The sequence below is a fragment of the Pseudomonas sp. AFG_SD02_1510_Pfu_092 genome, assembly GCF_003331055.1.
Classification (GTDB): Bacteria; Pseudomonadota; Gammaproteobacteria; order Pseudomonadales; family Pseudomonadaceae; genus Aquipseudomonas.
The window spans coordinates 14,880-37,127 of sequence record NZ_PUQD01000006.1 but is presented as its reverse complement, the minus strand read 5'-3'; the positions used below and the strand labels follow the sequence as shown (position 1 = coordinate 37,127).

The window sequence follows — 22,248 nt, the reverse complement described above, 5'->3', positions numbered from 1 at the left end:
ACCCATGTTCAAGTATATCGGCGACATCGTTAAGGGCACCGGCACCCAGCTGCGCAGCCTGGCAATGGTGTTCTCCCACGGGTTCCGCAAGCGCGACACCCTGCAGTACCCCGAAGAACCCGTGTATCTGCCGCCGCGCTACCGCGGCCGCATCGTCCTCACCCGCGACCCCGATGGCGAGGAGCGCTGCGTAGCGTGCAACCTCTGCGCGGTGGCCTGCCCGGTTGGCTGCATCTCGCTGCAGAAGGCCGAGACCGAGGACGGCCGCTGGTACCCGGAGTTCTTCCGCATCAACTTCTCGCGCTGCATCTTCTGCGGCCTGTGTGAAGAAGCGTGCCCGACCACCGCGATCCAGCTGACTCCGGATTTCGAAATGGCCGAGTTCAAGCGTCAGGACCTGGTGTACGAGAAAGAAGATCTGCTGATCTCCGGCCCCGGCAAGAACCCTGACTACAACTTCTACCGTGTTGCGGGTATGGCGATCGCTGGCAAGCCGAAGGGCGCTGCACAGAACGAAGCCGAGCCGATCAACGTGAAGAGCTTGCTCCCATAAGGACAGAAAGATGGAATTCGCTTTCTACTTCGCAGCCGGGATCGCCGTGGTTTCCACCCTTCGGGTGGTGACCGGCACCAACCCTGTGCACGCCTTGCTTTACCTGATCATTTCGCTGATTTCCGTGGCCATGATCTTCTTCGCCCTGGGTGCGCCGTTCGCCGGCGCCCTGGAAGTGATCGCCTACGCCGGTGCCATCATGGTGCTGTTCGTGTTCGTGGTGATGATGCTCAACCTCGGGCCGGCTTCGGTCGCCCAGGAGCGCGGCTGGCTCAAGCCCGGCATCTGGGCCGGGCCGGTGATCCTCGCCGCCCTGCTGCTGCTGGAGCTGCTGTACGTGCTGTTCGTCACCCCGAGTGGCGCTGGCATCAGCGGTACCACCGTTGGCCCGAAAGCCGTCGGCATCAGCCTGTTCGGCCCGTACCTGCTGGTGGTCGAACTGGCTTCGATGCTGCTGCTGGCTGCAGCGGTCACCGCCTTCCACCTGGGCCGCAACGAGGCGAAGGAGTAAATCATGGGTGCTATCCCTCTCGAGCATGGTCTGGCGGTCGCCGGTATCCTGTTCTGCTTAGGTCTGGTTGGCCTGATGGTCCGCCGCAACATCCTCTTCGTGCTCATGAGCCTGGAAGTCATGATGAACGCCTCTGCCCTGGCGTTCGTCGTCGCCGGTGCCCGTTGGGTCCAGCCCGACGGCCAGGTGATGTTCATTCTGGTGATCAGCCTGGCAGCCGCCGAGGCCAGCATCGGCCTGGCCATCCTGCTGCAGCTGTATCGCCGCTTCCACACTCTCGACATCGATGCTGCCAGTGAGATGCGCGGATGAACCTTCTCTTCCTGACTTTCGTCTTCCCCCTCATCGGCTTCCTGCTGCTGTCGTTCTCGCGCGGGCGGTTCTCGGAGAACCTGTCCGCGCTGATCGGCGTCGGCTCGGTAGGCCTTTCGGCGGCCACGGCCGCCTACGTCATCTGGCAATTCAACGTCGCCCCACCTGAAGGCGGCGCGTACAGCCAGCTGCTGTGGCAGTGGATGTCGGTAGACGGCTTCGCACCGAACTTCACCCTGTACCTGGATGGCCTGTCGGTCACCATGCTCGGTGTGGTCACCGGTGTCGGCTTCCTGATCCACCTGTTCGCGTCCTGGTACATGCGTGGCGAAGCCGGCTACTCGCGCTTCTTCTCGTACACCAACCTGTTCATCGCCAGCATGCTGTTCCTGATCCTGGGCGATAACCTGCTGTTCATCTACTTCGGCTGGGAAGGCGTGGGCCTGTGCTCGTACCTGTTGATCGGTTTCTACTACAGCAACCGCAACAACGGTAACGCGGCACTCAAGGCATTCATCGTCACCCGCATCGGCGACGTGTTCATGGCCATCGGCCTGTTCATCCTGTTCGCCCAGCTGGGTACCCTGAACGTGCAGGAACTGCTGGTGCTGGCACCGCAGAAATTCCAGGCCGGCGACACCTGGATGGTGCTGGCGACGCTGATGCTGCTGGGTGGTGCGGTCGGTAAATCGGCCCAGCTGCCACTGCAGACCTGGTTGGCCGACGCGATGGCAGGCCCGACCCCGGTTTCGGCGCTGATCCACGCGGCCACCATGGTGACCGCAGGCGTGTACCTGATCGCCCGGACCAACGGCCTGTTCCTGCTGGCGCCGGACATCCTGCACCTGGTCGGCGTGGTCGGTGGCGTGACCCTGGTACTGGCCGGCTTCGCCGCGCTGGTGCAGACCGACATCAAGCGTATCCTCGCCTACTCGACCATGAGCCAGATCGGCTACATGTTCCTGGCCCTGGGCGTGGGTGCCTGGGACGCGGCGATCTTCCACCTGATGACCCACGCCTTCTTCAAGGCCCTGCTGTTCCTGGCTTCCGGTGCGGTGATCGTGGCCTGCCACCACGAGCAGAACATCTTCAAGATGGGCGGCCTGTGGAAGAAACTGCCGCTGGCCTACGCCAGCTTCGTGGTCGGTGGCGCTGCCCTGGCTGCCTTGCCGATCGTGACCGTGGGCTTCTACTCCAAGGACGAGATCCTCTGGGAAGCCTTCGCCAGCGGTAACACCGGCCTGCTGTACGCCGGCCTGGTGGGCGCGTTCATGACCTCGCTGTACACCTTCCGCCTGATCTTCATCGCCTTCCACGGCGAAGCCAAGACCGAAGCCCATGCTGGCCACGGCATCAGCCACTGGCTGCCGCTGGGCGTGCTGATCGTGCTGTCGACCTTCGTCGGCGCCTGGATCACCCCGCCGCTGGCAGGCGTGCTGCCGGAAAGCGCCGGCCATGCCGGTGGCGAAGCCAAGCACGCGCTGGAGATCACTTCGGGTGCCATCGCCATCGCCGGTATCCTGCTGTCGGCCCTGCTGTTCCTGGGCAAGCGCCGCTTCGTCAGCGCTGTCGCCAACAGCGGCATCGGTCGTGTCCTGTCGGCCTGGTGGTTCGCTGCCTGGGGCTTCGACTGGATCTACGACAAGCTCTTCGTCAAACCGTACCTGCTGATCAGCCACATCCTGCGCAAGGACCCGGTTGACCGCACCATCGGCCTGATTCCGCGGATGGCGCGTGGCGGCCACGTCGCCATGAGCAAGACCGAGACTGGCCAACTGCGCTGGTACACCGCCTCTATCGCCGTGGGTGCCGTGCTGGTGCTCGGTGCCGTGGTAGTGGCTGCGGTATGACTATGAATCTTGCGACTTTGCCAAAGGAAACCAACCCGTCATGATTTTGCCTTGGCTGATCCTGATCCCCTTCATCGGCGGCTTCCTGTGCTGGCTGGGTGAGCGCTTCGGCGCCACCCTGCCGCGCTGGATCGCGCTGCTGACCATGTCCCTGCTGCTCGGCATCGGCCTGTGGCTTTGGGCTAACGGCGACTACACCCTCGCCCCTGCGCCGGGCGCCGAGCCTGCCTGGGCCATGGAATACAAAATCCAGTGGATCCAGCGCTTCGGCATCAGCATCCACCTGGCCCTCGACGGCCTGTCGCTGCTGATGATCCTGCTCACCGGCCTGCTCGGTGTGCTGTCGGTACTGTGTTCCTGGAAAGAGATCCAGCGCCATGTCGGCTTCTTCCACCTCAACCTGATGTGGATCCTCGGCGGCGTGGTCGGTGTATTCCTGGCCCTGGACCTGTTCCTGTTCTTCTTCTTCTGGGAAATGATGCTGGTGCCGATGTACTTCCTCATCGCGCTCTGGGGTCATAGCTCGTCGGACGGCAAGAAGACCCGGATCTACGCGGCGACCAAGTTCTTCATCTTCACCCAGGCCAGCGGCCTGATCATGCTGGTGGCGATCCTTGGCCTGGTGCTGGTCAACTACAACACCACCGGCGTGCTCACCTTCAACTACAGCGACCTGCTCAAGGCCGAATTGCCGGCTGGCGTCGAGTACGTGCTGATGCTGGGCTTCTTCATCGCCTTCGCGGTGAAGCTGCCGGTGGTGCCGTTCCACTCCTGGCTGCCTGACGCTCACGCCCAGGCACCGACCGCAGGCTCCGTGGACCTGGCGGGCATCTTGCTGAAGACCGCGGCCTACGGCCTGCTGCGCTTCGCCCTGCCGCTGTTCCCGAACGCTTCGGCCGAGTTCGCGCCAATCGCCATGACCCTGGGCCTGATCGGTATCTTCTACGGTGCCTTCCTGGCCTTCGCGCAAACCGACATCAAGCGCCTGGTCGCCTTCTCCAGCGTCTCGCACATGGGCTTCGTGCTGATCGGTATCTACTCCGGCAGCCAGCAGGCCCTGCAGGGCGCGGTGATCCAGATGCTGGCGCACGGCCTGTCGGCTGCCGCGCTGTTCATCCTGGCCGGCCAGCTGTACGAGCGCCTGCACACCCGTGACATGCGCGAGATGGGTGGCCTGTGGCACCGCATCGCCTACCTGCCGGCGATCAGCCTGTTCTTCGCCGCCGCCTCCCTGGGCCTGCCGGGTACCGGCAACTTCGTCGGCGAGTTCCTGATCCTGATCGGCAGCTTCGCCAGCGTGCCATGGATCACCGTGATCGCCACCACCGGCCTGGTATTCGGTTCGGTGTACTCGCTGATCATGATCCACCGCGCCTACTTCGGCCCGGCCAAGAGCGACAGCGTGCTGGCCGGCATGGACAATCGCGAACTGATCATGGTCCTGGGTCTGGCGGTACTGCTGATCCTGCTGGGCGTGTATCCGCAGCCGTTCCTCGATACTTCTGCCGCCACCATGAGTGGTGTGCAGCAGTGGCTCGGTTCCGCTTTCACTCAACTCGCTTCGGCCCGGTAAGAGCGCTATGGAATTCACCACTCAACACTTCATCGCATTGGCGCCGATGCTGATCACCACCATCACCACGGTGGTGGTGATGCTGGCGATCGCCTGGAAGCGCAACCACTCGCAGACCTTCCTGCTGTCCACCGTGGGCCTCAACCTGGCCTTGCTGTCGATCCTGCCGGCGCTGAAGGTCGCGCCGCTGGCGGTCACCTCGCTGGTGACCATCGACAAGTTCGCCTGCCTGTACATGGCGATCATGCTGGTGGCGACACTGGCTTGCGTCACCCTCGCCCACGCCTACCTCGGCGAAGGCTCCAAGGGCTTCCCGGGCAACCGTGAAGAACTTTACCTGCTGCTGCTGATGTCGGCCCTCGGTGGCCTGGTGCTGGTCAGCGCCAACCACCTGGCCGGCCTGTTCATTGGCCTGGAGCTGCTATCGGTACCGGTCTACGGCCTGGTGGCGTATGCCTTCTTCAACAAGCGCTCGCTGGAAGCCGGCATCAAGTACATGGTGCTGTCGGCTGCAGGCTCGGCCTTCCTGCTGTTCGGCATGGCCCTGCTGTACGCCGACGCCGGCAGCCTGACCTTCGACCAGATCGGCAAAGCCCTGGCCGCTACCAGCATGCCAAGCCTGCTGGCCCAGCTGGGCCTGGCCATGATGCTGGTCGGCCTGGCCTTCAAGCTGTCGCTGGTGCCGTTCCACCTGTGGACCCCGGACGTGTACGAAGGCGCCCCGGCGCCGGTCGCCGCGTTCCTGGCCACCGCCAGCAAGGTCGCGGTATTCGCCGTGGTCGTGCGCCTGTTCATGCTCTCCCCGGCTGCCAGCAGTGGCGTGCTGAGCACCGTGCTGGCGGTGATCGCCGTGGCCTCGATCCTGATCGGTAACCTGCTGGCACTGACCCAGAGCAACCTCAAGCGCCTGCTCGGTTACTCGTCGATCGCCCACTTCGGCTACCTGGTCATCGCACTGGTCGCCAGCAAGGGCCTGGCCCTGGAAGCCATGGGCGTGTACCTGGTCACCTACGTGATCACCAGCCTGGGCGCCTTCGGTGTCATCACCCTGATGTCCTCGCCTTACGGAGGCCGTGACGCCGATGCGCTGTACGAGTACCGCGGCCTGTTCTGGCGCCGCCCGTACCTGACCGCAGTACTGACGGTGATGATGCTGTCGCTGGCGGGTATCCCGCTGACCGCCGGCTTCATCGGCAAGTTCTACATCATCGCCACCGGCGTCGAGTCGCACCTGTGGTGGCTGGTCGGTGCCCTGGTGATCGGTAGCGCCATCGGCGTTTACTACTACCTGCGCGTCATGGTCACCCTGTACTTGGTCGAACCGAACCTGCGTCGCCACGACGCCCCGCTGAAGTGGGAACAACGCACCGGCGGCGTCATGCTGCTGGCCATCGCCATTCTCGCCTTCGTGCTGGGTGTGTACCCGCAACCGCTGCTGGAAATGGTCCAGCAAGCGGGCCTGCAATTGATCGGCTGATCGCCCCGGCAAAACAAGACACCCCGCTCATGCGGGGTGTTTTTTTATCTGCGCGCTTTTTCTCGGTGGGCATGAATGCTCATTCGCCGGGGCTGTCCCTGACGGCATCCGGCAGCGCAGCCTTGCGCAAATCGCCATTGGCCGAAGGCAGGTAGACTTCTGGGTTGGGCATGCCGCTGGGCGAAAGTTCGTGGGTCATTTCGAACTCGGCGCGTACTGACCAGCCACAGGCCTCGGTGGTGCATTGCAAATAAGCGATCCGCAGGAAAATATGACGGCCTTCGCTGGTGCGGATACGCATCCGGCTATGGCAATGCGGGCAAACCAGCTTGTAAGTACTCACGGCAAGTACCTGCAAGCATTGTTCAGCTCAATCTTCTGTAAGAAAGATCGTTTCGCTGTGTAAGAATCAGCTGTAAAAGTGGATCTATTATTCAGCTTGATGTTTCTCATCTCAGAAATGCTCCTAAAAACGCAGGGCTGTATTCATAACGAGTAGTTTAAGCCCATGGAATATCATTAAACCAGTCATGGATATTTGTTATGAGTACTCACGCACTTGCTGCAGTGCTAACGCGCCTCAAGCTTCTGACCGGCGTCCAGTCAGACGCTGAACTGTCGCGCAAACTGTCGGTCAGCCCGCAGACACTGAGTAGCTGGAAGGTGCGCGACAGCGTTCCGTACTCACTATGCATAGAAATCGCCAGGCAACATGCATGCTCGCTCGACTGGCTGTTGCTGGGTGACGCCGCGCAGAGCCCGGCGAGCCAGGATAAAACCGACTGGGAGGGCGACATGCTCGAACGGCTGCGTACGCTTTCGGCAAGCGATCGCCAGGCCATCCTGCTGGTCATCAAGGACAAGCAACGCATCCAGCAACTGGAACAGAAACTGAATGCGCTGCGCGGGGCGGCCAATGGTTAACCCCGATGGCGCCAGCGCTGGATAAGCTCACGCGGGTCGAGGGTATCCAGCCAGACCATGACCTTGAGGCTGATCGGGATCACCACCACGGCCGCCACGAACGCCGCCATGCCACGGGTCAGCAAAGGCACCAGTGACGAAACCAGCGGCTCGAACAGGTGGCCAACCCCCACGGTGACGAACACCAGCAAGAGCTTCTTGCCCAGCTTCAGGCGCCTGGCCGTGTTGGTGATCAACCGGTCACGCGCGGCGCTCACCAGCAACGCGCCCAGCAGGGCAGCGAACAGCACATTGCCATCCATGCCCAGCAAGCTCACCAATGCCAAGGCCAGGCTGTCGAAGACAGATTCCTCATCCATGGGCCGCCCCCTGGCGTGCAGCGGGCAAGCCGGCGGCCGCGCCCAGGCTGTGCAGGACCGCGGCTTCGACAAAGCGCAGGTAGCACACCCGCAAGGCACGCCCCTGGTCATGCCCGGCGACATCCTCGAGGCGCTTGTAGCCCCGTTCTCGCAACACCGCGCGCCAGCGCGCGAATTCGCGTGCCGCATCGATGGCGGCGCAGCGTGCGGCCACTTCCAGCGCGGCCTCGCTGACCGGCTGCGGCAGGTTCAGGCGTTCGCGCAGTGTGGCCAGGTCCAGCCGTGGCCAGAACGGGTCATGGCAATCGGCGAAGCGTGGTAACCGAGGATCGTTGCCCATGCGTCATCCCTCACTGCTCGGCCAGCATGCCGTAGCGAATGGCCTTGATCACCGCAGCCACCCGGCTGGGCACATCGAACTTGCGCAGGATGTTCGACACGTGGAAGTTCACCGTCGATTCCTTGCACGCCAGGATCTGGCCAATTTCCCACGAGCTCTTGCCGTAGGCACACCACAACAGCACTTGCTGTTCACGTGGTGTCAGGCGAACCGGGGCGTCCGCCAGGGGTTGCTGCGTGTGTCGCGCGTTGTCAGTCATGCTTGAACTCCACGGATGATGAGAGGCATCGCTGCCGATCTGCAGTCACCTTACGAAGCGCAGGCCGCCCCGCTCCACCGCTGCGGCTTGTAAAGAACTTTCGTACAGAACCGCCTGACGAAGGTTGCAGGCGAATTGCCGAATTTCTTCGTGCTCCAAGCGGCATTTCGCTCGTCTCAACGCCGTTGTCCATTCGCTTTTCGCCTGGAGTCGTACAATGCGTTGCGTTTCGCCCCTGCCATCCTGCCTCGGCCTGCTGGCTGCTTTGGCTGCCACCCAGCCCGCCCTGGCGGCACCTTCGGTCGAGCTGGAGCAGGTGCTGATCACCGACCAGGAGCAGAACGACCTGACCGCCGCCAAAGAGCGCCTGCAGCAGGTGCCGGGCGCCAGCAACCTGGTGGACATGCAGCGCGTGGCGCAAGGCCGGGTGGCCAGCAACCAGGACGTGCTGGCTTACCAGCCCGGGGTGTTCGCCCAATCGGCGGGCAACGATGGCATCAAGCTGTCGGTGCGCGGTTCCGGTATCAACCGCGCACCAGGGGCCCACGGTTCCGGGGTGTACACGATGTTCGACGGTTTGCCCCTGACCGGCCCGGGCGGCACGCCGTACGAGCTGTTCGAGCCGCTGTGGCTGAGCCGCGCCGAAGTGCTGCGCGGCGCCAACGGCTTCGACCAGGGCGCGCTGGCGCTGGGTGGCGCGATCAACTACGTCACCCATACCGGCTACGACGCTGCGCCGCTGCAGGTGCGCTACGAAGTCGGCAGCCGCGGCTACCAGCACCGGCAGATCAGCTCGGGGCAGGTGCTGGGCAACCTCGACTACTACCTGGCCCTGACCGATTCCGAATACGACGGTTACCAGGCGCACAGCAGCGGCAGCGCCAAAGGCGTGGCCGCCAACGTCGGCTACCGCTTCAACCCGAACCTGGAAACCCGCTTCTACCTGCGCTACCGGGAAACCGAGAACGAGCTTGCCGGGCGCCTGACCAAGGCGCAGATCAAGCACCATCCACGCGCGGCCAACCCGGCCTATGTGGCTCGCGACGACAGCCGTCCACAACCGGGCAGCACCTGGTTAGGCAACAAGACCACCTTCTACCTCGACGACGATGCGCGCCTGGAAGCCGGCCTGGTCTACCACGACTACCCGATGGACCTGCGCGAAGGCCCGATGCGCCTCAAGGTCGCCTACACCGACGTCAGCGGCACCTTGAACTACCTGCGCCGCGACACCCTGTTCGGCCACGAGAGCAAGACCACCGTCGGCTGGCGCACCACCAAGCACCTGCCCAACAGCGGCGCCTCGCAGTTCGCCCGCAATGGCGATGTGTTCGGCGAGCGCAGCCGTGATTTCACCTACCAGGGTTCGGATACCGTGCTGCATGCCGGCAATGACCTGGAGCTGGTGCCGAACCTGTGGCTGACCAGCGGCCTGGCGATGATCTACACCCGCCGAGAAAGCGATGTCACCTACCCGGCCGAAGGCGGTAAGGTGAGCATGCATGACTGGGACTATGCGCCTCGCCTGGGGCTGCGCTACGACATTCGCCCGGACTTGCAGGTTTACGGCAACCTGAGCCGCTCGGTCGAACCGCCCCACCCTTGGGCGCTGATCTGGAGTGCGCCCACCGCCTACCAACCGATCGAAATGCAAAACCAGACAGCCACCACGCTGGAACTGGGGGCGCGCGGCGATTCGGCGCTGGGCCATTGGGACCTGGCGTGGTACTACGCGCAGGTTCGCCACGAACTGCTGGCGGTGGAAATCGTGCAAGGCGCCCCGGCCAAGGAGTTCAACGCCAGCGCCACCGTGCACCAGGGCGTGGAAGCCGGCCTCGACAGCACCCTGTGGGAGCGTGCCGGCAGCGGCAAACTGAGCCTGCGCCAGGCCTACACCTTCAGTGACTTCCACTACCGCGACGACGACCAGTTCGGCGACAACCGCCTGCCCGGCATTCCGATGCATTATTACCAGGCCGAACTGCGCTATGACTGGCCCAGTGGGTTCTATGCGGGGGTCAACACGCAGATGGCGTCGAAGGTGCAAGTCGATTACGCCAACAGCTACCATGCCGACGAATATGCCGTGCTCGGCGCGCGCCTGGGTTGGGATTCACCGAAACAGGACTGGCAGACCTGGCTCGACCTGCGCAACCTGACCAACCAGCGCTATGCGGCGACGGTGACACCGGGTTACAACGACGCCGGCAAGGATATGGCGCGCTCGACACCGGGTGAAGGCTTTGCCGTGTATGCCGGGGTTGCCTACAGCTTCCGCTAGACCGCATCGTTCTCAGGCCATGGGAATTTCCTGTAGAAGCAAACTTGCAAAGCCAACGCGGCCCCTGTGGGAGCTGGCTTGCCGGCGATGGGCTGCGCAGCAGCCCCCTTTGAAAGCTGGCACCGAATGAACAGGCCTCAAACCGCCCGGTTCAACTTCACCCACGAAGCGAACTTGTCGACAAAAGCCTGCAAGAACGGCCGGGTCTTGTCGTTGAGCTTGCCCGCGTCATCGAACAGGCTCGCTGCGCCGCCAATGTAGGCCTCGGGCATCTGCATGCACGGCATATCCAGAAACACCAGCGACTGGCGCACCGCATGGTTGGCACCGAAACCACCAATGGCTCCCGGCGACACGCTGACCACCGCCGTCGGCTTGCCACCCCAGGCGCTCTGCCCGTACGGCCGCGAACCCACATCGATGGCGTTTTTCAGGCAGCCCGGCACCGAGCGGTTGTATTCCGGGGTAACGAACAGCACCGCATCGCTGCGGCGGATTTCGTCGCGAAAACGCTTCCAGGCCTCTGGTGGTGCGTCGGCCTCGACGTCCTCGTTGTACAACGGCAGATCGCCAATCTCGACGATCCTCAGGGCAAGGCTGGACGGCGCCAGCTCCGAGAGTGCGCGCGCAACCTTGCGGTTGTAGGAATCCTTGCGCAAGCTTCCGACGACGACCGCTACCGAATACACCTGGCTCATGGCAATTTCCAACCTTTGCTGGGTAAAGGGACGTTGTAGTTATAGATGACCGTTTCTCGGCGCTTTGGTTTTTTTTCCGCCAGTTGAAAACTTCCAGCGTTGTTCAACGGTCTATGCCTGCAGACATTCCCTACGCAATTCAGAGGTTTCCACCCAAATGGCAGCAGTAATGGTCGGCCAATTCCACGCCCGTGACGCCGAAGGCCGCATCTACCCCGTGCACGAGTTCCAGGAGTCGACCTTGCAAACCGACGGCAGCTCGCTGGGGGCGCCGATCACCACCTACCGCCTGGCCATCGGCGACAAGGTTAACCACCTGGGTGAAAACCGCTTCGAACTGGCCCGCAGCGGCGTCGAGATCATTCGCATTCCGTAATGCAATCCACCGTGTAACGGCCCTCCTCGTTCTGCAGGCCATGCACGTCGGCGACAAAACCCGGGAAACCCTGGTTGAATGCCCGGGCGAACGCCAGGTAATCGAGGATCGCGCGGGTCGCCTCGGTGAACCGCTCCCCCGGCATGATCAATGGAATGCCGGGCGGATACGGCACCAGCATCACCGCCGCCACCCGCCCTGCCAGCGCCTCGATCGGCACTGCCTGCACCTCGCCGCGCACCATCAGGTCATAGGCCCGGGCCGGGCTCACGGCCACTTCTGGCAACCGCGTGAACAGGCGCTTGAGCTGCTTGGCCGTGGCATTGCTGCGGTAGCAACCATGCAGCTGCTCGCACAGGTCGCGCAGGCCCATGCCTTGATAGCGTGAGGCATCGGCAGCCATCACGCTCGGCAGGCAGCTGCCCAAGGGTGTATTGCCATCATAGTGGCGCTTGAACTCCAGCAACTCGGTGAGCAAGGTGCTCCACTTGCCCTTGGTGATGCCCATGGAAAACAGCACGAGGAAGCTGTAAAGGCCGGTTTTCTCCACCACCAGGCCCCGTTCCCAGAGGAACTTGCTGACCACCGCCGCCGGAATGCCATGTTCGCCCAGCGCACCGTCCGCACTCAGGCCCGGCATCACCAGGGTCACCTTCAGCGGGTCGAGCAGCACGTAATCGTCTGCCAGCTCGCCAAAGCCATGCCACGCTGCCCCCGGCTGCAGCAGCCAGTCCTGCGCGGCCAGGCGGTGGATGCCGTCGGCGCTCGGCGGCTGCCAGATGCTGAACCACCAGTCGTCGGCGGCAATGTGCTCGCGCAGGTTGGCCAGGGCACGGCGAAAGCTCAACGCCTCATCGAACATTTCCTGCAGCAGCGAACGCCCGGCGGGCCCTTCCATCATGGTCGACGCCACGTCCAGCGAGGCAAGGATGCTGTACTGCGGCGAAGTCGAGATGTGCATCATGAACGCTTCGTTGAAACGGTCACGGTCCAGCTGGCGCCTGGCCCCGTCCTGCACGTGAATCATCGAGGCCTGGCTGAAAGCCGCCAGCAGCTTGTGGGTGGAATGGGTGCTGAACACCAGCGGGCTGTCTGCCGCGCACTCCGTGCCCATGGCGTAGCGCCCGCTGAAAAATTCATGAAACGCCGCGTAGGCGAACCAGGCCTCGTCGAAATGCAGCACCTCGACACTGGCGCCCAGCGCCTGCTTGATCAAGCCGGCGTGGTAGCACAGGCCGTCGTAGGTGGAATTGGTCACCACCGCCAGCTTGATGCGCTGGCCGCGATCGCGGGCCAAGGGGTTGGCCTGGATCTTCGCCTGGAGCGCCTCGGCGCTGAACTCGCTGAGCGGGATCGGGCCGATGATGCCCAGCTCGTTGCGCTCCGGGCACAGGTACAGCGGAATGGCACCGGTCATGATGATCGCGTGCACCACCGACTTGTGGCAGTTGCGGTCCACCAGGACCAGGTCGTCGCGGCCGACCATGGCGTGCCAGACGATTTTGTTGGCCGTGGAGGTGCCATTGATGACGAAGAAGGTATGGTCGGCGCCGAAGTTGCGCGCGGCCCTGGCTTCGGCTTCGGCCAGCGGGCCGGTGTGGTCGAGCAGCGAGCCCAGCTCTGGCACCGATACGGACAGGTCCGAGCGCAGGGTGTTCTCCCCGAAGAACTGGTGAAACGCCTGGCCCACCGGGCTTTTACGGTAGGCCACGCCGCCGCCGTGGCCCGGGGTGTGCCAGGAATAGTTGGACTGCGCGGTGTGCTGCACCAGGGCCTTGAAGAACGGCGGCAGCAGGCCGTCGAGGTAGGTATGGGCGGCGCGCGCCACCTGGCGGGCGAGGAACGGCACGGTGTCTTCGAACAAATAGAGAATGCCGCGCAGCTGGTTGAGCTCGCTCATCGCTTCGGCGGGGGCGTTTTCCAGGGTCACCTGTTCGCCCAAGGCGAAAATCGGCAGGTTGGGTGCGCGCAGGCGGGCCAGGCGGATCAGCTCGGCCATGTTCTGCAGCAGGTGGGTATTCTCGCCGACGCCCTCGGCAGCGATCAGCATGCAGGCCAGGCCGTGATGGGTGGCAGCGACCAGGCAGGCCTCGGCATGGTCGGCGGCGGCGAGGATGGCAAAGCCGTCCTGGCGCAGTTCTTCGGCGATGCCCCGTACGCGCTCGCCGGCGACGCTGTCGGCCTTGATCGCGCGGTGGACGATGAGGATAGGGAACTTGAGGTCCTTGTACATCAGGTGGCTACCTCCGAAGGACAGGGCGTCCATTTCAGGGTAGTAGAACCTGTGTTTTCAGGGCCGGCCTCTTCGCGGGCACGCCCGCTCCCACAGGCACCGCATTGCATTCAAGGCCAGTCGATTTCCTGTGGGAGCGGGTTCACCCGCAAAAGGGCCAGAGCAGGCGAAAGATCAGCCAGCAGGTGCCTCGGTCAGAGCCTGCCACATCGACGGCCCGCCCGCCGACTTGGCAATCGCCGCCAGGCGCTCGGCATGCGCCTCCAGTTCCTGGGCAGTGGCCATGATCACCCGCCCGGGCGCACGCCCGCTGATACGGCGGATCTCGCTGCCGCCCGCACCCTGCCCTTCATTCTCCGCATCCGCGCCATGCCCGGCCAGCGACAGGCTGGTCTGGCCACCGGTCATCGCCAGGTAGACGTCAGCCAGCAGTTCCGAGTCGAGCAGTGCGCCGTGCAGTTCACGGCCCGAGTTGTCGATGTCGTAGCGTTTGCACAGCGCATCCAGGCTGTTGCGCTGGCCCGGATGGCGCGCGCGCGCCAGCAGCAGGGTGTCGAGGATGGTGCAATGCTGCGCGATGTCCGCGCGGTCGTGCTGGCCGAGCAGGGCGAATTCGTTGTTGATGAAGCCAACGTCGAACGCCGCGTTGTGGATGACCAGCGTGGCGCCCTGGATGAACTCGAAGAATTCCTCGGCGACATCGCCGAAGCGTGGCTTGCCGACCAGGAAGGCATCGGTGATGCCGTGGACGTTGATCGCGCCCTCGTCACTCTCGCGATCCGGCTGCAGGTAGACATGGAAGTGCCGCCCGGTCAGGCGCCGGCCAATCACCTCGACACAGCCGATCTCGATGATCCGGTGGCCTTCGCTGACCGGCATACCCGTGGTTTCGGTATCGAGAATGACGAACCGTCTATCTTGTTGCTGCTGCTCCACGCGGCGCGCTCCAACTTGCATCAGTTACAAAGCCGGGGATTGTACCCCAGCTCAACGCTTGGCGCGCACCTCGTCGACCCCGCGGTTGGCCAGCTGGTCGGCGCGCTCGTTGCCGGGGTGGCCGATGTGCCCGCGCACCCACTTCCAGGTCACCTTGTGGCGGTTGACCTGCTCATCCAGCTGCTGCCACAGGTCGGCGTTCTTCACCGGCTCCTTGGCCGCGGTTTTCCAGCCGCGCTTCTTCCAGTTGACCATCCATTCGTTGATGCCCTTCATGACGTACTGCGAGTCGGTGGTCAGCACCACCTCGCATTCGCGCTTCAACGCCATCAGCCCCTGGATCGCGGCCATCAGTTCCATGCGGTTGTTGGTGGTTTCGCGTTCGCCGCCCCACAGTTCCTTCTCGACGCCCTTGTAGATCATCAGGACGCCCCAGCCACCAGGGCCAGGGTTGCCCTTGCAGGCACCATCGGTAAACATCTCGACGCTTTCGCTCATGTACCACTCATGTTCAGTGCTTTTCGGTGTCCGGGTTGGCCACCGTGCGGTTGACCTTGGCCAGTGGCAGCGGCAGCAGCTTGCCCATCGGCTCGCGGCGCTCCGGGCGCAACGGCCGCAGGCCGACCATTATCTTGCGCGCCACCAGCAGGTATACCCCGCCACCGGAGCCCTGCCAGCCGCCGGCCAGCCGTTCCCAGCCCGCCAGGCGTTGCTGCCAGGCCGGCGAGGCAAGCGGCGGACGATAGCACCCGAAGCGGCGTTTCTCCAGCGCGAAGCCCAGCAGGTTGAGCCAGTCGCCCACCCGTGACGGCGAGATGCAGCGGGCCTTGCGCAAGGCGCCATGGCTGAAGAAGTGGCGCATGCCCCAGCTGCTCCACGGGTTGATCCCGACGATCAGCAAGTGCCCGCCGGGGCGTACCGCTCCGGCAGCCTCGCGCAACAGGCCATGGGGCGACAGGCAGAAATCCAGGCCATGCTGCAGCACCACCACATCGGCAGCATGCTCGCTCAGCGGCCAGGCCTGCTCTTCGCAGACAATCTCCACCCCCGGCAACGGCGCGCCAAGGCGCACGTTGCGCTGCACCTGCGGCGCGCTGGGCGGTGCTTCGGCACTGGGCCCGTAGTGCACCAGGTAACCACCGAAGAAGCGCCCGAGCTCTTCTTCCAGCAGTTTTTGCTCTTCTTTGAGCATCAGTTGGCCGAGTGGGCCGTTGAACCACTCACGGGCCAGGCTGATCAGCTTGACCCAGTCCGGGTCGGCCTGGGCAAAGGCTTGGTCGGTCATTGCGCTCTCCCTCGAAGGTTCTCGCACCGCGCCATCGCGGCTAAGATGCCCTCATGTGCCACGCTAGGCGAATCGGATCCGCACCATGATACAGATCGATGCTCTCCCCGCTTTCTCCGACAACTACATCTGGTTGTTACAGGATACTGCCAAACGCCGCTGCGCGGTGGTCGACCCGGGTGACGCCGGCCCAGTGGAGCGCTGGCTGTCGGAAAACCCCGAGTGGGTGCTGAGCGACATCCTGATCACCCACCACCATAACGACCATGTCGGCGGGGTGGAACGGCTCAAGCAACTGACCGGCGCCCGGGTCTGCGGCCCGGCCCGCGAACGCATTCCCTGCCGCGACCTGGCGCTGGACGAAGGCGACCAGCTGAGCGTACTCGGCGTGACCTTCCAGGTGCTGGCCGTGCCCGGCCACACCCTGGGGCATATTGCCTTTTTCAGCGACCAGCCCACGACGCCGCTGCTGTTCAGTGGCGACACCCTGTTCGCTGCCGGTTGCGGGCGCATGTTCGAGGGCACTGCCGAGCAGATGCAGCCCGCCCTCGCGCGCCTGGCGGCGCTGCCAGAGCGGACCGAGGTGTACTGCGCGCACGAATACACCCTCAGCAACCTGCGCTTTGCCCAGGCGGTGGAACCGGGCAATTCGCACATTCGCCAGCGGTTCGAGGACGTTAGCCGTTTGCGCGCGGAAAATCGCATCAGCTTGCCATCAACGATTGGCCTGGAGCGCCTGACCAACCCCTTCCTGCGCACCGCTGAAACATTAGTTAAACAAAAAGCAGACGAATGGAAGGGCCATTCAAACCCCACGCATGTGGCTGTTTTTGCTGCCTTGAGGTCTTGGAAGGACGGCTTCTGATAACCTCAAGATATATCGCAAGCGATGGTCAAAGGTTGACCAGGCCCGGAGCGGTTTCTAGAATCGCCGAAATTTTTCGCCCGGAAACCTGTCTCAGCCGATGTCTTCACGTAGCCGCAGAACCTCTCATTCCGTCGCCCTGACGCGCCTGGCCCAAATCAGTGCGCTGGCCCTGGCCGCCACCCTGGTGGGCTGCCAGAGCACCCGTCAGCTCGACGAATCCGATAGCGTTCGCGCGCACAACTACCAGGCACGGCTCAAGCACAAGCCTGCGCCGCTGCTGGTCAAACCGGCCGAGCAGCCCCCGCAGGATGTGTGGGAGCGCATGCGCCAGGGCTTCGCTCTGCAGGACAGCATCGACGTCAACCCGCGCATCGAGCAGCAGCGGCTGTGGTTCGCCAGCAACCCGACCTTCATCGAAAGCGCCGGCGAACGCGGCAGCCTCTACCTGCACTACATCGTCGAACGCCTCGAAGAGCGCGACATGCCGCTGGAGCTGGCGCTGCTGCCGGCGATCGAAAGCGCCTACAACCCGATGGCCTACTCGCGCGCGCATGCTGCGGGCATGTGGCAGTTCATCCCGTCCACCGGCCGCCACTTCAACCTGCGCCAGACCAACTTCTACGATGGCCGTCGCGATGTCACCGCCTCGACCAACGCCGCGCTGGACTACCTCGGCCGCCTGCATGACATGTTCAACGGTGACTGGCTGCTGGCCCTGGCCGCCTACAACGCCGGCGAAGGCACGGTCAGCCGCGCCATCGAGCGCAACGAACGGCTCGGCCTGCCCACCGACTACTGGAACCTGCCGCTGCCGCAGGAAACCCGTGACTACGTGCCCAAGCTGCTGGCCCTGTCGCAGGTGGTGCTGACCCCGGAAGCCTACGGCGTGAACCTGAACCCGATCGCCAACGAGCCCTACTTCGAGGCGGTGGCCATCAACGACCGCCTCGACCTGTCGCGTGTGGCGGCCTTCGCCAACATCGACGAAGACGAGCTGATCCAGCTCAACCCGGCATTCAAGAAGCGCATGACCGTGGATGGCCCGCAACAGTTGCTGGTACCGACCGCCAAGGCGCAGCTGCTGAGCGACAGCCTGTCCAACCTCAAGCCCGAGCAACTGGTCAGCCTGCAGCCGAACAAGGCCGTGTTCGCCCGCGCCGTGGCCGAAGCCAAGGCACCGGTGGCGGCGCGCAGCTACCGGGTCAAGCGCGGCGACAACCTGGGCGCCATCGCCAAGGCCAACCGGGTGTCGGTCAAGGACATCAAACGCTGGAACCGCCTTTCCGGCAACAGCGTGCGCGCCGGTCAGGTCCTGGCGCTGCGCGGGGGCAGCGCGCCGAGCGCTGCCGGCAATCGGGTCGCCGCCTCGGCGCAGCGCACCACGCAGTACAAGGTGCGCAAAGGTGATTCGCTGTACCTGGTGGCCAAGCGCTTCAATGTGGAAATGAAGCACCTCAAGCGCTGGAACCCACGCAGCGGCCACGCCCTCAAGCCGGGCCAGACCCTGACCGTCTACCTCTCGCATTGATGTAGCGACAGGGGCTGCCTTGCAGCCCATTCGCGGGCACGCCCGCTCCCACATCGACCGCAATCGACTTCAGGTCCTATGCAGTTCCTGTGGGAGCTGGCTTGCCGGCGATGAGCTGCGAAGCAGCCCCTTGCAATCCTCAAGGTCGGACTCTTTTTCCAACCCCACCAAGCTGTTACTGTACCCCGATCAAAGCCCAACGCCCCTGGATCGGATGCCGACTTGATACGTCCCCTCCTGCTGTCTCTCAGCCTGGCCTTGAGCTTTCCCGCAGTCGCGATGGTGAGCGAAAGCCACGGATACGCGCAGTTCGGCACGCTCAAGTACCCAGCCACATTCAACCACTTCGACTGGGTCAACCCGCAAGCGCCCAAGGGCGGCACGTTGCGGGCCATGGCCTTCGACACCTTCGACACCCTCAACCCTTACACCTTCAAGGGGTCGAGCCCGATCACCACGCCCAATTTCCAGCAATACGGCATCAGCGAGCTGAACGAGCCGCTGATGGTCGGCACCGGCCAGTACGACCCGTCCGGCGACGAACCGACCTCCAGCTACGGCCTGATCGCACGTTCGGTGGAGTACAGCGAGGACCGCAGCTGGGTGGTGTTCAACCTGCGCCCGGAAGCCCGTTGGCATGACGGCAAGCCGATCACCTCGGCAGATGTGGCGTTCTCCTACCGCACCTTGCTCAAGGACGGCCACCCGATCTACCGCACCAACCTGCAGGAAGTGCAACGGGTGGACATTCTCGGCCCGCTGCGCATCCGCTTCGTGTTCAAGCGTGCCGGCAACCCGCTGCTGATCCTGCGCCTGGGCGAAATGCCGGTGCTGCCCAGGCACTACTGGCAAAAGCGCGACTTCAAAGCCACCACCTTCGAGCCGCCGCTGGGCAGCGGCCCCTACCGCATCACCCAGGTCCAGCCCGGGCGCCGGCTGGTGTTCGAACGGGTCAGCAACTACTGGGGCAAGGACCTGGCGGTAAACCGTGGCAAGTACAACTTCGACCGCGTGGAATACGAGTTCTACCGCGACGCCACGGTGGCCTTCGAAGCGTTCAAGGCCGGCGAGTTCGACATCTATATCGAGCACCAGGCGAAGAACTGGGCCAATGGCTACACCTTCCCGGCCGTGCGCCGGGGCGAGGTGATCAAGGCGCAGATCCCGCACCGTATCCCCACGCAGACCCAGGGGCTGTTCATGAACAGCCGGCGGGCGACTTTCAGCGACCCACGGGTACGCCAGGCGCTGGGGCTGATGCTCGACTTCGAGTGGACCAACCGCGCCCTGTTCAGCGGCGCCTACCGCCGCTCGAGCAGCTATTACCCCAACAGCGAGTTCGCCGCCACCGGCCTGCCCACCGGCAAGGAATGGCTGCTGCTGGCGCCCTTCCGCGACCAGTTGCCGGCCAGGCTGTTCAGCGAACCCTACAAGGTCAGCCAGACCGATGGCCGTGGCGTCAGCCGCCAGACCCTGCGCCAGGCCCTTGGCCTGCTCGGCGAGGCGGGCTGGAAGCTCAACGGCCAGCGCCTGGTCGACAGCAAGGGCCAGCAGCTGCGCATGGAGCTGCTGCTGGTCAACCCCAACCTCGAACGCATTCTGCAACCTTATGTCGAAAACCTGGCCAGCATCGGCATCGATGCGCGCTTGCGTACCGTGGACCGCGCCCAGTACAAACAACGCCTGGACCAGTTCGATTTCGACATGATTCTGATGACCCTTAACCAGACCCTGAGCCCCGGCCTCGAACAGTGGCTGTATTTCCATTCCAGCCAGGCCGCAACCAAGGGCAGCAAGAACTATGCTGGGGTCAAGGACCCGGTGGTCGACCACCTGCTCGACACCCTGCTCGCCGCCCGCACCCGCGATGACCAGGTCGCCGCTGCCCGCGCGCTCGACCGGGTGCTTTCATGGCAGTACTACATGATCCCCAACTGGTACCTCGACAATCATCGCCTGGCCTACCGTAACCGGTTCGCCTTCGTCACCACGCCGCCCTACACCCTCGGGCTGAACAGCTGGTGGATCAAGACTTCGGAGCAAGCCCAATGACGCCAACGCATCGCCTGCGCCGGCTGGCCGGCAGCCTGTTGCTCGCCTGCCTGAGCCTTCCCGCCCTGGCCGCACCGCAACACGCGCTGACCCTCTACGACGAGCCGCCCAAGTACCCTGCCGACTTCAAGCACTTCGCCTACGTCAACCCCGACGCGCCCAAGGGCGGCACCTTCCGCCAGTCCAGCTTCGGCGGCTTCGACAGCCTCAACCCGTTCATCAACAAGGGCGTGTCGGCCGAGAACATCAGCATCATCTACGACACCCTGATGCGCCAGAGCCAGGACGAACCGTTCACCGAGTATGGCCTGGTCGCCGGCCAGATCGAAAAGGCCCCGGACAACAGCTGGGTGCGCTTCTACCTGCGCCCCGAGGCACGCTTCCACGACGGCCAGCCGATGCGCGCCGAGGACGTGGTGTTCACCTTCAACGCCCTGATCAAGGACGGTGCGCCGCTGTACCGCCAGTACTACGCCGACGTCGCCGAAGTGGTCGCCGAAGGCCCGCTGAAGGTGCTGTTCACCTTCAAGCACAAGAACAACCGCGAGCTGCCACTGATTCTCGGCCAACTGCCGGTACTGCCCAAGCACTGGTACGAAAACCGCGAGTTCAACCGCGGCAACCTGGAAATACCGCTGGGTAGCGGCCCATACCGGGTTGCCGAGGTAAAAGCCGGGCGCTCGGTGCGCTACGAGCGGGTCAAGGACTACTGGGCCAAGGACCTGCCGATCAACCGCGGCTTCTACAATTTCGACGTCATGACGTTCGACTCCTACCGCGACACCACCGTCGCCCTCGAGGCGCTGAAGGCCGGGGCGTTCGACTATGCGTTGGAAGTCAGCGCGAAGAACTGGGCGACCGCCTACAACGTGCCCGCCGTGCGCGAAGGCCGGCTGATCAAGGAAGAGCTGCCCAACGGCAACCCTACCGGCATGCAGGGCTTCATCTTCAACATCCGCCGCCCGCTGTTCCTGGACATTCGCGTGCGCAAGGCGCTGAGCCTGCTGCTGGACTACGAGTGGACCAACAAGCAGCTGTTCAACGGCGCCTACACCCGCACCGGCAGCTATTTCGAGAACTCGGAAATGGCCGCCCGCGGCCTGCCCGGCCCCGGCGAGCTGAAGATTCTCGAACCGCTGCGTGGCAAAGTCCCCGAGCAGGTATTCAGCGAAGCCTTCCACAACCCGGTCAGCGACGGCAGCGGCATGATCCGCGAGCAACAGCGCCAGGCCTACAAGCTGCTGCAGGAAGCCGGCTGGAAAATCGTCGACGACAAGATGGTCGATGCCCAGGGCAAGCCGGTGAGCATCGAGTTCCTGCTGGCACAGACCGAATTCGAACGCATCCTGCTGCCGTTCAAGCGCAACCTCGCCGACCTCGGCATCGACCTCAACATTCGCCGGGTCGACGTTTCCCAGTACATCACCCGCCTGCGCTCGCGCGACTACGACATGATCGTCGGCGGCTACCCGCAGTCCAACTCGCCGGGCAACGAGCAACGCGAGTTCTGGTCCAGCGCCGCCGCCGACAACCCCGGCAGCCGCAACTTCATCGGCCTGCGCGACCCGGCCATCGACCAGCTGGTCGATCAACTGATCAACGCCGACTCGCGGCAGAGCCTGATCGATCACTGCCGGGCCCTGGACCGCGTACTGCTGTGGGGCTACTACGTGATCCCCAACTGGCACATCAAGACCTGGCGCGTGGCCTACTGGAACCACATCGGCCACCCGCAGGTATCGCCCAAATACGACATCGGTATCGACACCTGGTGGATCAAGCCCGGTGTGACCCCGGCCGTCAGCGCAACCCCTGCGGACGAGGCCGAATAAC

The 22,248-nt window shown here is 64.0% G+C and carries 22 protein-coding genes; 13 read left to right on the top strand and 9 right to left on the bottom strand.

All coding sequences use genetic code 11. The features are described 5' to 3' along the window. Window positions 1-4 precede the first annotated feature (4 nt). From nuoI to nuoN, 6 genes are read left to right on the top strand one after another with little or no spacing between them, the layout of a single operon-like run. The gene (gene nuoI, locus C6A77_RS04505; protein ID WP_016488223.1) at window positions 5-553 is read left to right on the top strand and encodes an NADH-quinone oxidoreductase subunit NuoI; all 549 of its coding nucleotides are present in this window, start codon (window positions 5-7) and stop codon (window positions 551-553) included. Between the two features lie 10 nt (window positions 554-563). After that, window positions 564-1,064, top strand: coding sequence for an NADH-quinone oxidoreductase subunit J (gene nuoJ, locus C6A77_RS04500; RefSeq protein WP_114168203.1), 501 nt, complete (start codon window positions 564-566; stop codon window positions 1,062-1,064). 3 nt (window positions 1,065-1,067) lie between these two features. Next, a complete protein-coding gene (gene nuoK / locus C6A77_RS04495) occupies window positions 1,068-1,376 on the top strand; it encodes an NADH-quinone oxidoreductase subunit NuoK (RefSeq protein ID WP_003251446.1) in 309 nt (102 codons plus the stop codon). After that, complete coding sequence (gene nuoL, locus C6A77_RS04490) at window positions 1,373-3,226, top strand: NADH-quinone oxidoreductase subunit L (protein ID WP_114168202.1); 1,854 nt, start codon at window positions 1,373-1,375, stop codon at window positions 3,224-3,226. The genes nuoK and nuoL overlap by 4 nt, the downstream gene beginning before the upstream one ends. A gap of 40 nt (window positions 3,227-3,266) precedes the next feature. After that, window positions 3,267-4,799, top strand: a complete 1,533-nt coding sequence (nuoM, locus tag C6A77_RS04485) for an NADH-quinone oxidoreductase subunit M (RefSeq protein ID WP_114168201.1) — start codon at window positions 3,267-3,269, stop codon at window positions 4,797-4,799. Window positions 4,800-4,806: 7 nt separating this feature from the next. After that, window positions 4,807-6,276 (top strand): NADH-quinone oxidoreductase subunit NuoN, encoded by a 1,470-nt coding sequence (gene nuoN / locus C6A77_RS04480; RefSeq protein WP_085625354.1) that lies wholly within the window; start codon window positions 4,807-4,809, stop codon window positions 6,274-6,276. Between the two features lie 79 nt (window positions 6,277-6,355). Here the strand turns inward: nuoN and C6A77_RS04475 are convergent, their stop codons facing one another. After that, window positions 6,356-6,619, bottom strand: a complete 264-nt coding sequence (locus C6A77_RS04475; RefSeq protein ID WP_114168200.1) for an ogr/Delta-like zinc finger family protein — start codon at window positions 6,617-6,619, stop codon at window positions 6,356-6,358. 200 nt (window positions 6,620-6,819) lie between these two features. Between C6A77_RS04475 and C6A77_RS04470 the strand changes: the two genes are divergently transcribed. Continuing rightward, a complete protein-coding gene (locus C6A77_RS04470; protein WP_114168199.1) occupies window positions 6,820-7,200 on the top strand; it encodes a helix-turn-helix domain-containing protein in 381 nt (126 codons plus the stop codon). Here the strand turns inward: C6A77_RS04470 and C6A77_RS04465 are convergent. The 3 genes from C6A77_RS04465 to C6A77_RS04455 are packed head-to-tail and all read right to left on the bottom strand — an operon-like array spanning window position 7,197 to window position 8,158. Then, window positions 7,197-7,559 (bottom strand): hypothetical protein, encoded by a 363-nt coding sequence (locus tag C6A77_RS04465; RefSeq protein ID WP_114168198.1) that lies wholly within the window; start codon window positions 7,557-7,559, stop codon window positions 7,197-7,199. The two genes, C6A77_RS04470 and C6A77_RS04465, sit on opposite strands and share 4 nt — an antisense overlap. Beyond that, window positions 7,552-7,899 (bottom strand): head completion/stabilization protein, encoded by a 348-nt coding sequence (locus C6A77_RS04460; RefSeq protein WP_114168197.1) that lies wholly within the window; start codon window positions 7,897-7,899, stop codon window positions 7,552-7,554. The genes C6A77_RS04465 and C6A77_RS04460 overlap by 8 nt, the downstream gene beginning before the upstream one ends. Before the next feature lie 10 nt (window positions 7,900-7,909). Further along, complete coding sequence (locus C6A77_RS04455) at window positions 7,910-8,158, bottom strand: helix-turn-helix domain-containing protein (RefSeq protein WP_114168196.1); 249 nt, start codon at window positions 8,156-8,158, stop codon at window positions 7,910-7,912. Window positions 8,159-8,375: 217 nt separating this feature from the next. On the opposite strand from C6A77_RS04455, the gene C6A77_RS04450 reads away from it, so the two are divergent. Then, entirely contained in the window at window positions 8,376-10,439 is a 2,064-nt protein-coding gene (locus tag C6A77_RS04450; RefSeq protein ID WP_114168195.1) for a TonB-dependent receptor, read from the top strand. Between the two features lie 137 nt (window positions 10,440-10,576). On the opposite strand, the gene chrR is transcribed toward C6A77_RS04450, so the two are convergent. Continuing rightward, entirely contained in the window at window positions 10,577-11,137 is a 561-nt protein-coding gene (chrR, locus tag C6A77_RS04445) for a class I chromate reductase ChrR (RefSeq protein WP_112252939.1), read from the bottom strand. Window positions 11,138-11,294: 157 nt separating this feature from the next. On the opposite strand from chrR, the gene C6A77_RS04440 reads away from it, so the two are divergent. Continuing rightward, window positions 11,295-11,513: a hypothetical protein gene (locus tag C6A77_RS04440; protein WP_114168194.1), complete on the top strand. Its 219-nt coding sequence runs from the start codon at window positions 11,295-11,297 to the stop codon at window positions 11,511-11,513. Here C6A77_RS04440 and C6A77_RS04435 read toward each other — a convergent pair. The 4 genes from C6A77_RS04435 to C6A77_RS04415 all read right to left on the bottom strand — a co-directional run bounded on the left by C6A77_RS04435 (window position 11,497) and on the right by C6A77_RS04415 (window position 15,967). Continuing rightward, window positions 11,497-13,746: an Orn/Lys/Arg decarboxylase N-terminal domain-containing protein gene (locus tag C6A77_RS04435; RefSeq protein WP_114168265.1), complete on the bottom strand. Its 2,250-nt coding sequence runs from the start codon at window positions 13,744-13,746 to the stop codon at window positions 11,497-11,499. The genes C6A77_RS04440 and C6A77_RS04435 overlap by 17 nt on opposite strands. Window positions 13,747-13,920: 174 nt before the next feature. Further along, window positions 13,921-14,703: a DNA polymerase III subunit epsilon gene (dnaQ, locus tag C6A77_RS04425; RefSeq protein WP_114168193.1), complete on the bottom strand. Its 783-nt coding sequence runs from the start codon at window positions 14,701-14,703 to the stop codon at window positions 13,921-13,923. Between the two features lie 30 nt (window positions 14,704-14,733). Continuing rightward, window positions 14,734-15,180, bottom strand: a complete 447-nt coding sequence (gene rnhA / locus C6A77_RS04420) for a ribonuclease HI (RefSeq protein WP_114168192.1) — start codon at window positions 15,178-15,180, stop codon at window positions 14,734-14,736. A 13-nt stretch (window positions 15,181-15,193) separates the two neighbouring features. Next, on the bottom strand, window positions 15,194-15,967 hold the full coding sequence (locus tag C6A77_RS04415; protein ID WP_114168191.1) for a methyltransferase domain-containing protein: 774 nt from the start codon (window positions 15,965-15,967) through the stop codon (window positions 15,194-15,196). Window positions 15,968-16,052: 85 nt separating this feature from the next. On the opposite strand from C6A77_RS04415, the gene gloB reads away from it, so the two are divergent. From gloB to C6A77_RS04395, 4 genes are all read left to right on the top strand, one after another. Next, a complete protein-coding gene (gene gloB, locus C6A77_RS04410; protein WP_114168190.1) occupies window positions 16,053-16,832 on the top strand; it encodes a hydroxyacylglutathione hydrolase in 780 nt (259 codons plus the stop codon). A gap of 100 nt (window positions 16,833-16,932) precedes the next feature. Continuing rightward, window positions 16,933-18,363, top strand: coding sequence for a lytic transglycosylase domain-containing protein (locus tag C6A77_RS04405; RefSeq protein WP_114168189.1), 1,431 nt, complete (start codon window positions 16,933-16,935; stop codon window positions 18,361-18,363). Window positions 18,364-18,585: 222 nt separating this feature from the next. Then, complete coding sequence (locus C6A77_RS04400) at window positions 18,586-20,415, top strand: extracellular solute-binding protein (protein ID WP_206605915.1); 1,830 nt, start codon at window positions 18,586-18,588, stop codon at window positions 20,413-20,415. Then, window positions 20,412-22,247 (top strand): extracellular solute-binding protein, encoded by a 1,836-nt coding sequence (locus C6A77_RS04395; RefSeq protein ID WP_114168187.1) that lies wholly within the window; start codon window positions 20,412-20,414, stop codon window positions 22,245-22,247. The genes C6A77_RS04400 and C6A77_RS04395 overlap by 4 nt, the downstream gene beginning before the upstream one ends. The last annotated feature ends 1 nt before the right edge of the window (window position 22,248 follow it).

Bases quoted from the DNA above. Each gene is read 5' to 3' on its own strand.
- nuoI (WP_016488223.1), top strand. From the start codon at position 5: ATGTTCAAGTATATCGGCGACATCGTTAAGGGCACCGGCACCCAGCTG.
- nuoJ (WP_114168203.1), top strand. From the start codon at position 564: ATGGAATTCGCTTTCTACTTCGCAGCCGGGATCGCCGTGGTTTCCACC.
- nuoK (WP_003251446.1), top strand. From the start codon at position 1,068: ATGGGTGCTATCCCTCTCGAGCATGGTCTGGCGGTCGCCGGTATCCTG.
- nuoL (WP_114168202.1), top strand. From the start codon at position 1,373: ATGAACCTTCTCTTCCTGACTTTCGTCTTCCCCCTCATCGGCTTCCTG.
- nuoM (WP_114168201.1), top strand. From the start codon at position 3,267: ATGATTTTGCCTTGGCTGATCCTGATCCCCTTCATCGGCGGCTTCCTG.
- nuoN (WP_085625354.1), top strand. From the start codon at position 4,807: ATGGAATTCACCACTCAACACTTCATCGCATTGGCGCCGATGCTGATC.
- C6A77_RS04470 (WP_114168199.1), top strand. From the start codon at position 6,820: ATGAGTACTCACGCACTTGCTGCAGTGCTAACGCGCCTCAAGCTTCTG.
- C6A77_RS04465 (WP_114168198.1), bottom strand. From the start codon at position 7,559: ATGGATGAGGAATCTGTCTTCGACAGCCTGGCCTTGGCATTGGTGAGC.
- C6A77_RS04460 (WP_114168197.1), bottom strand. From the start codon at position 7,899: ATGGGCAACGATCCTCGGTTACCACGCTTCGCCGATTGCCATGACCCG.
- C6A77_RS04455 (WP_114168196.1), bottom strand. From the start codon at position 8,158: ATGACTGACAACGCGCGACACACGCAGCAACCCCTGGCGGACGCCCCG.
- C6A77_RS04450 (WP_114168195.1), top strand. From the start codon at position 8,376: ATGCGTTGCGTTTCGCCCCTGCCATCCTGCCTCGGCCTGCTGGCTGCT.
- chrR (WP_112252939.1), bottom strand. From the start codon at position 11,137: ATGAGCCAGGTGTATTCGGTAGCGGTCGTCGTCGGAAGCTTGCGCAAG.
- C6A77_RS04440 (WP_114168194.1), top strand. From the start codon at position 11,295: ATGGCAGCAGTAATGGTCGGCCAATTCCACGCCCGTGACGCCGAAGGC.
- C6A77_RS04435 (WP_114168265.1), bottom strand. From the start codon at position 13,746: ATGTACAAGGACCTCAAGTTCCCTATCCTCATCGTCCACCGCGCGATC.
- dnaQ (WP_114168193.1), bottom strand. From the start codon at position 14,703: ATGCAAGTTGGAGCGCGCCGCGTGGAGCAGCAGCAACAAGATAGACGG.
- rnhA (WP_114168192.1), bottom strand. From the start codon at position 15,180: ATGAGCGAAAGCGTCGAGATGTTTACCGATGGTGCCTGCAAGGGCAAC.
- C6A77_RS04415 (WP_114168191.1), bottom strand. From the start codon at position 15,967: ATGACCGACCAAGCCTTTGCCCAGGCCGACCCGGACTGGGTCAAGCTG.
- gloB (WP_114168190.1), top strand. From the start codon at position 16,053: ATGATACAGATCGATGCTCTCCCCGCTTTCTCCGACAACTACATCTGG.
- C6A77_RS04405 (WP_114168189.1), top strand. From the start codon at position 16,933: ATGTCTTCACGTAGCCGCAGAACCTCTCATTCCGTCGCCCTGACGCGC.
- C6A77_RS04395 (WP_114168187.1), top strand. From the start codon at position 20,412: ATGACGCCAACGCATCGCCTGCGCCGGCTGGCCGGCAGCCTGTTGCTC.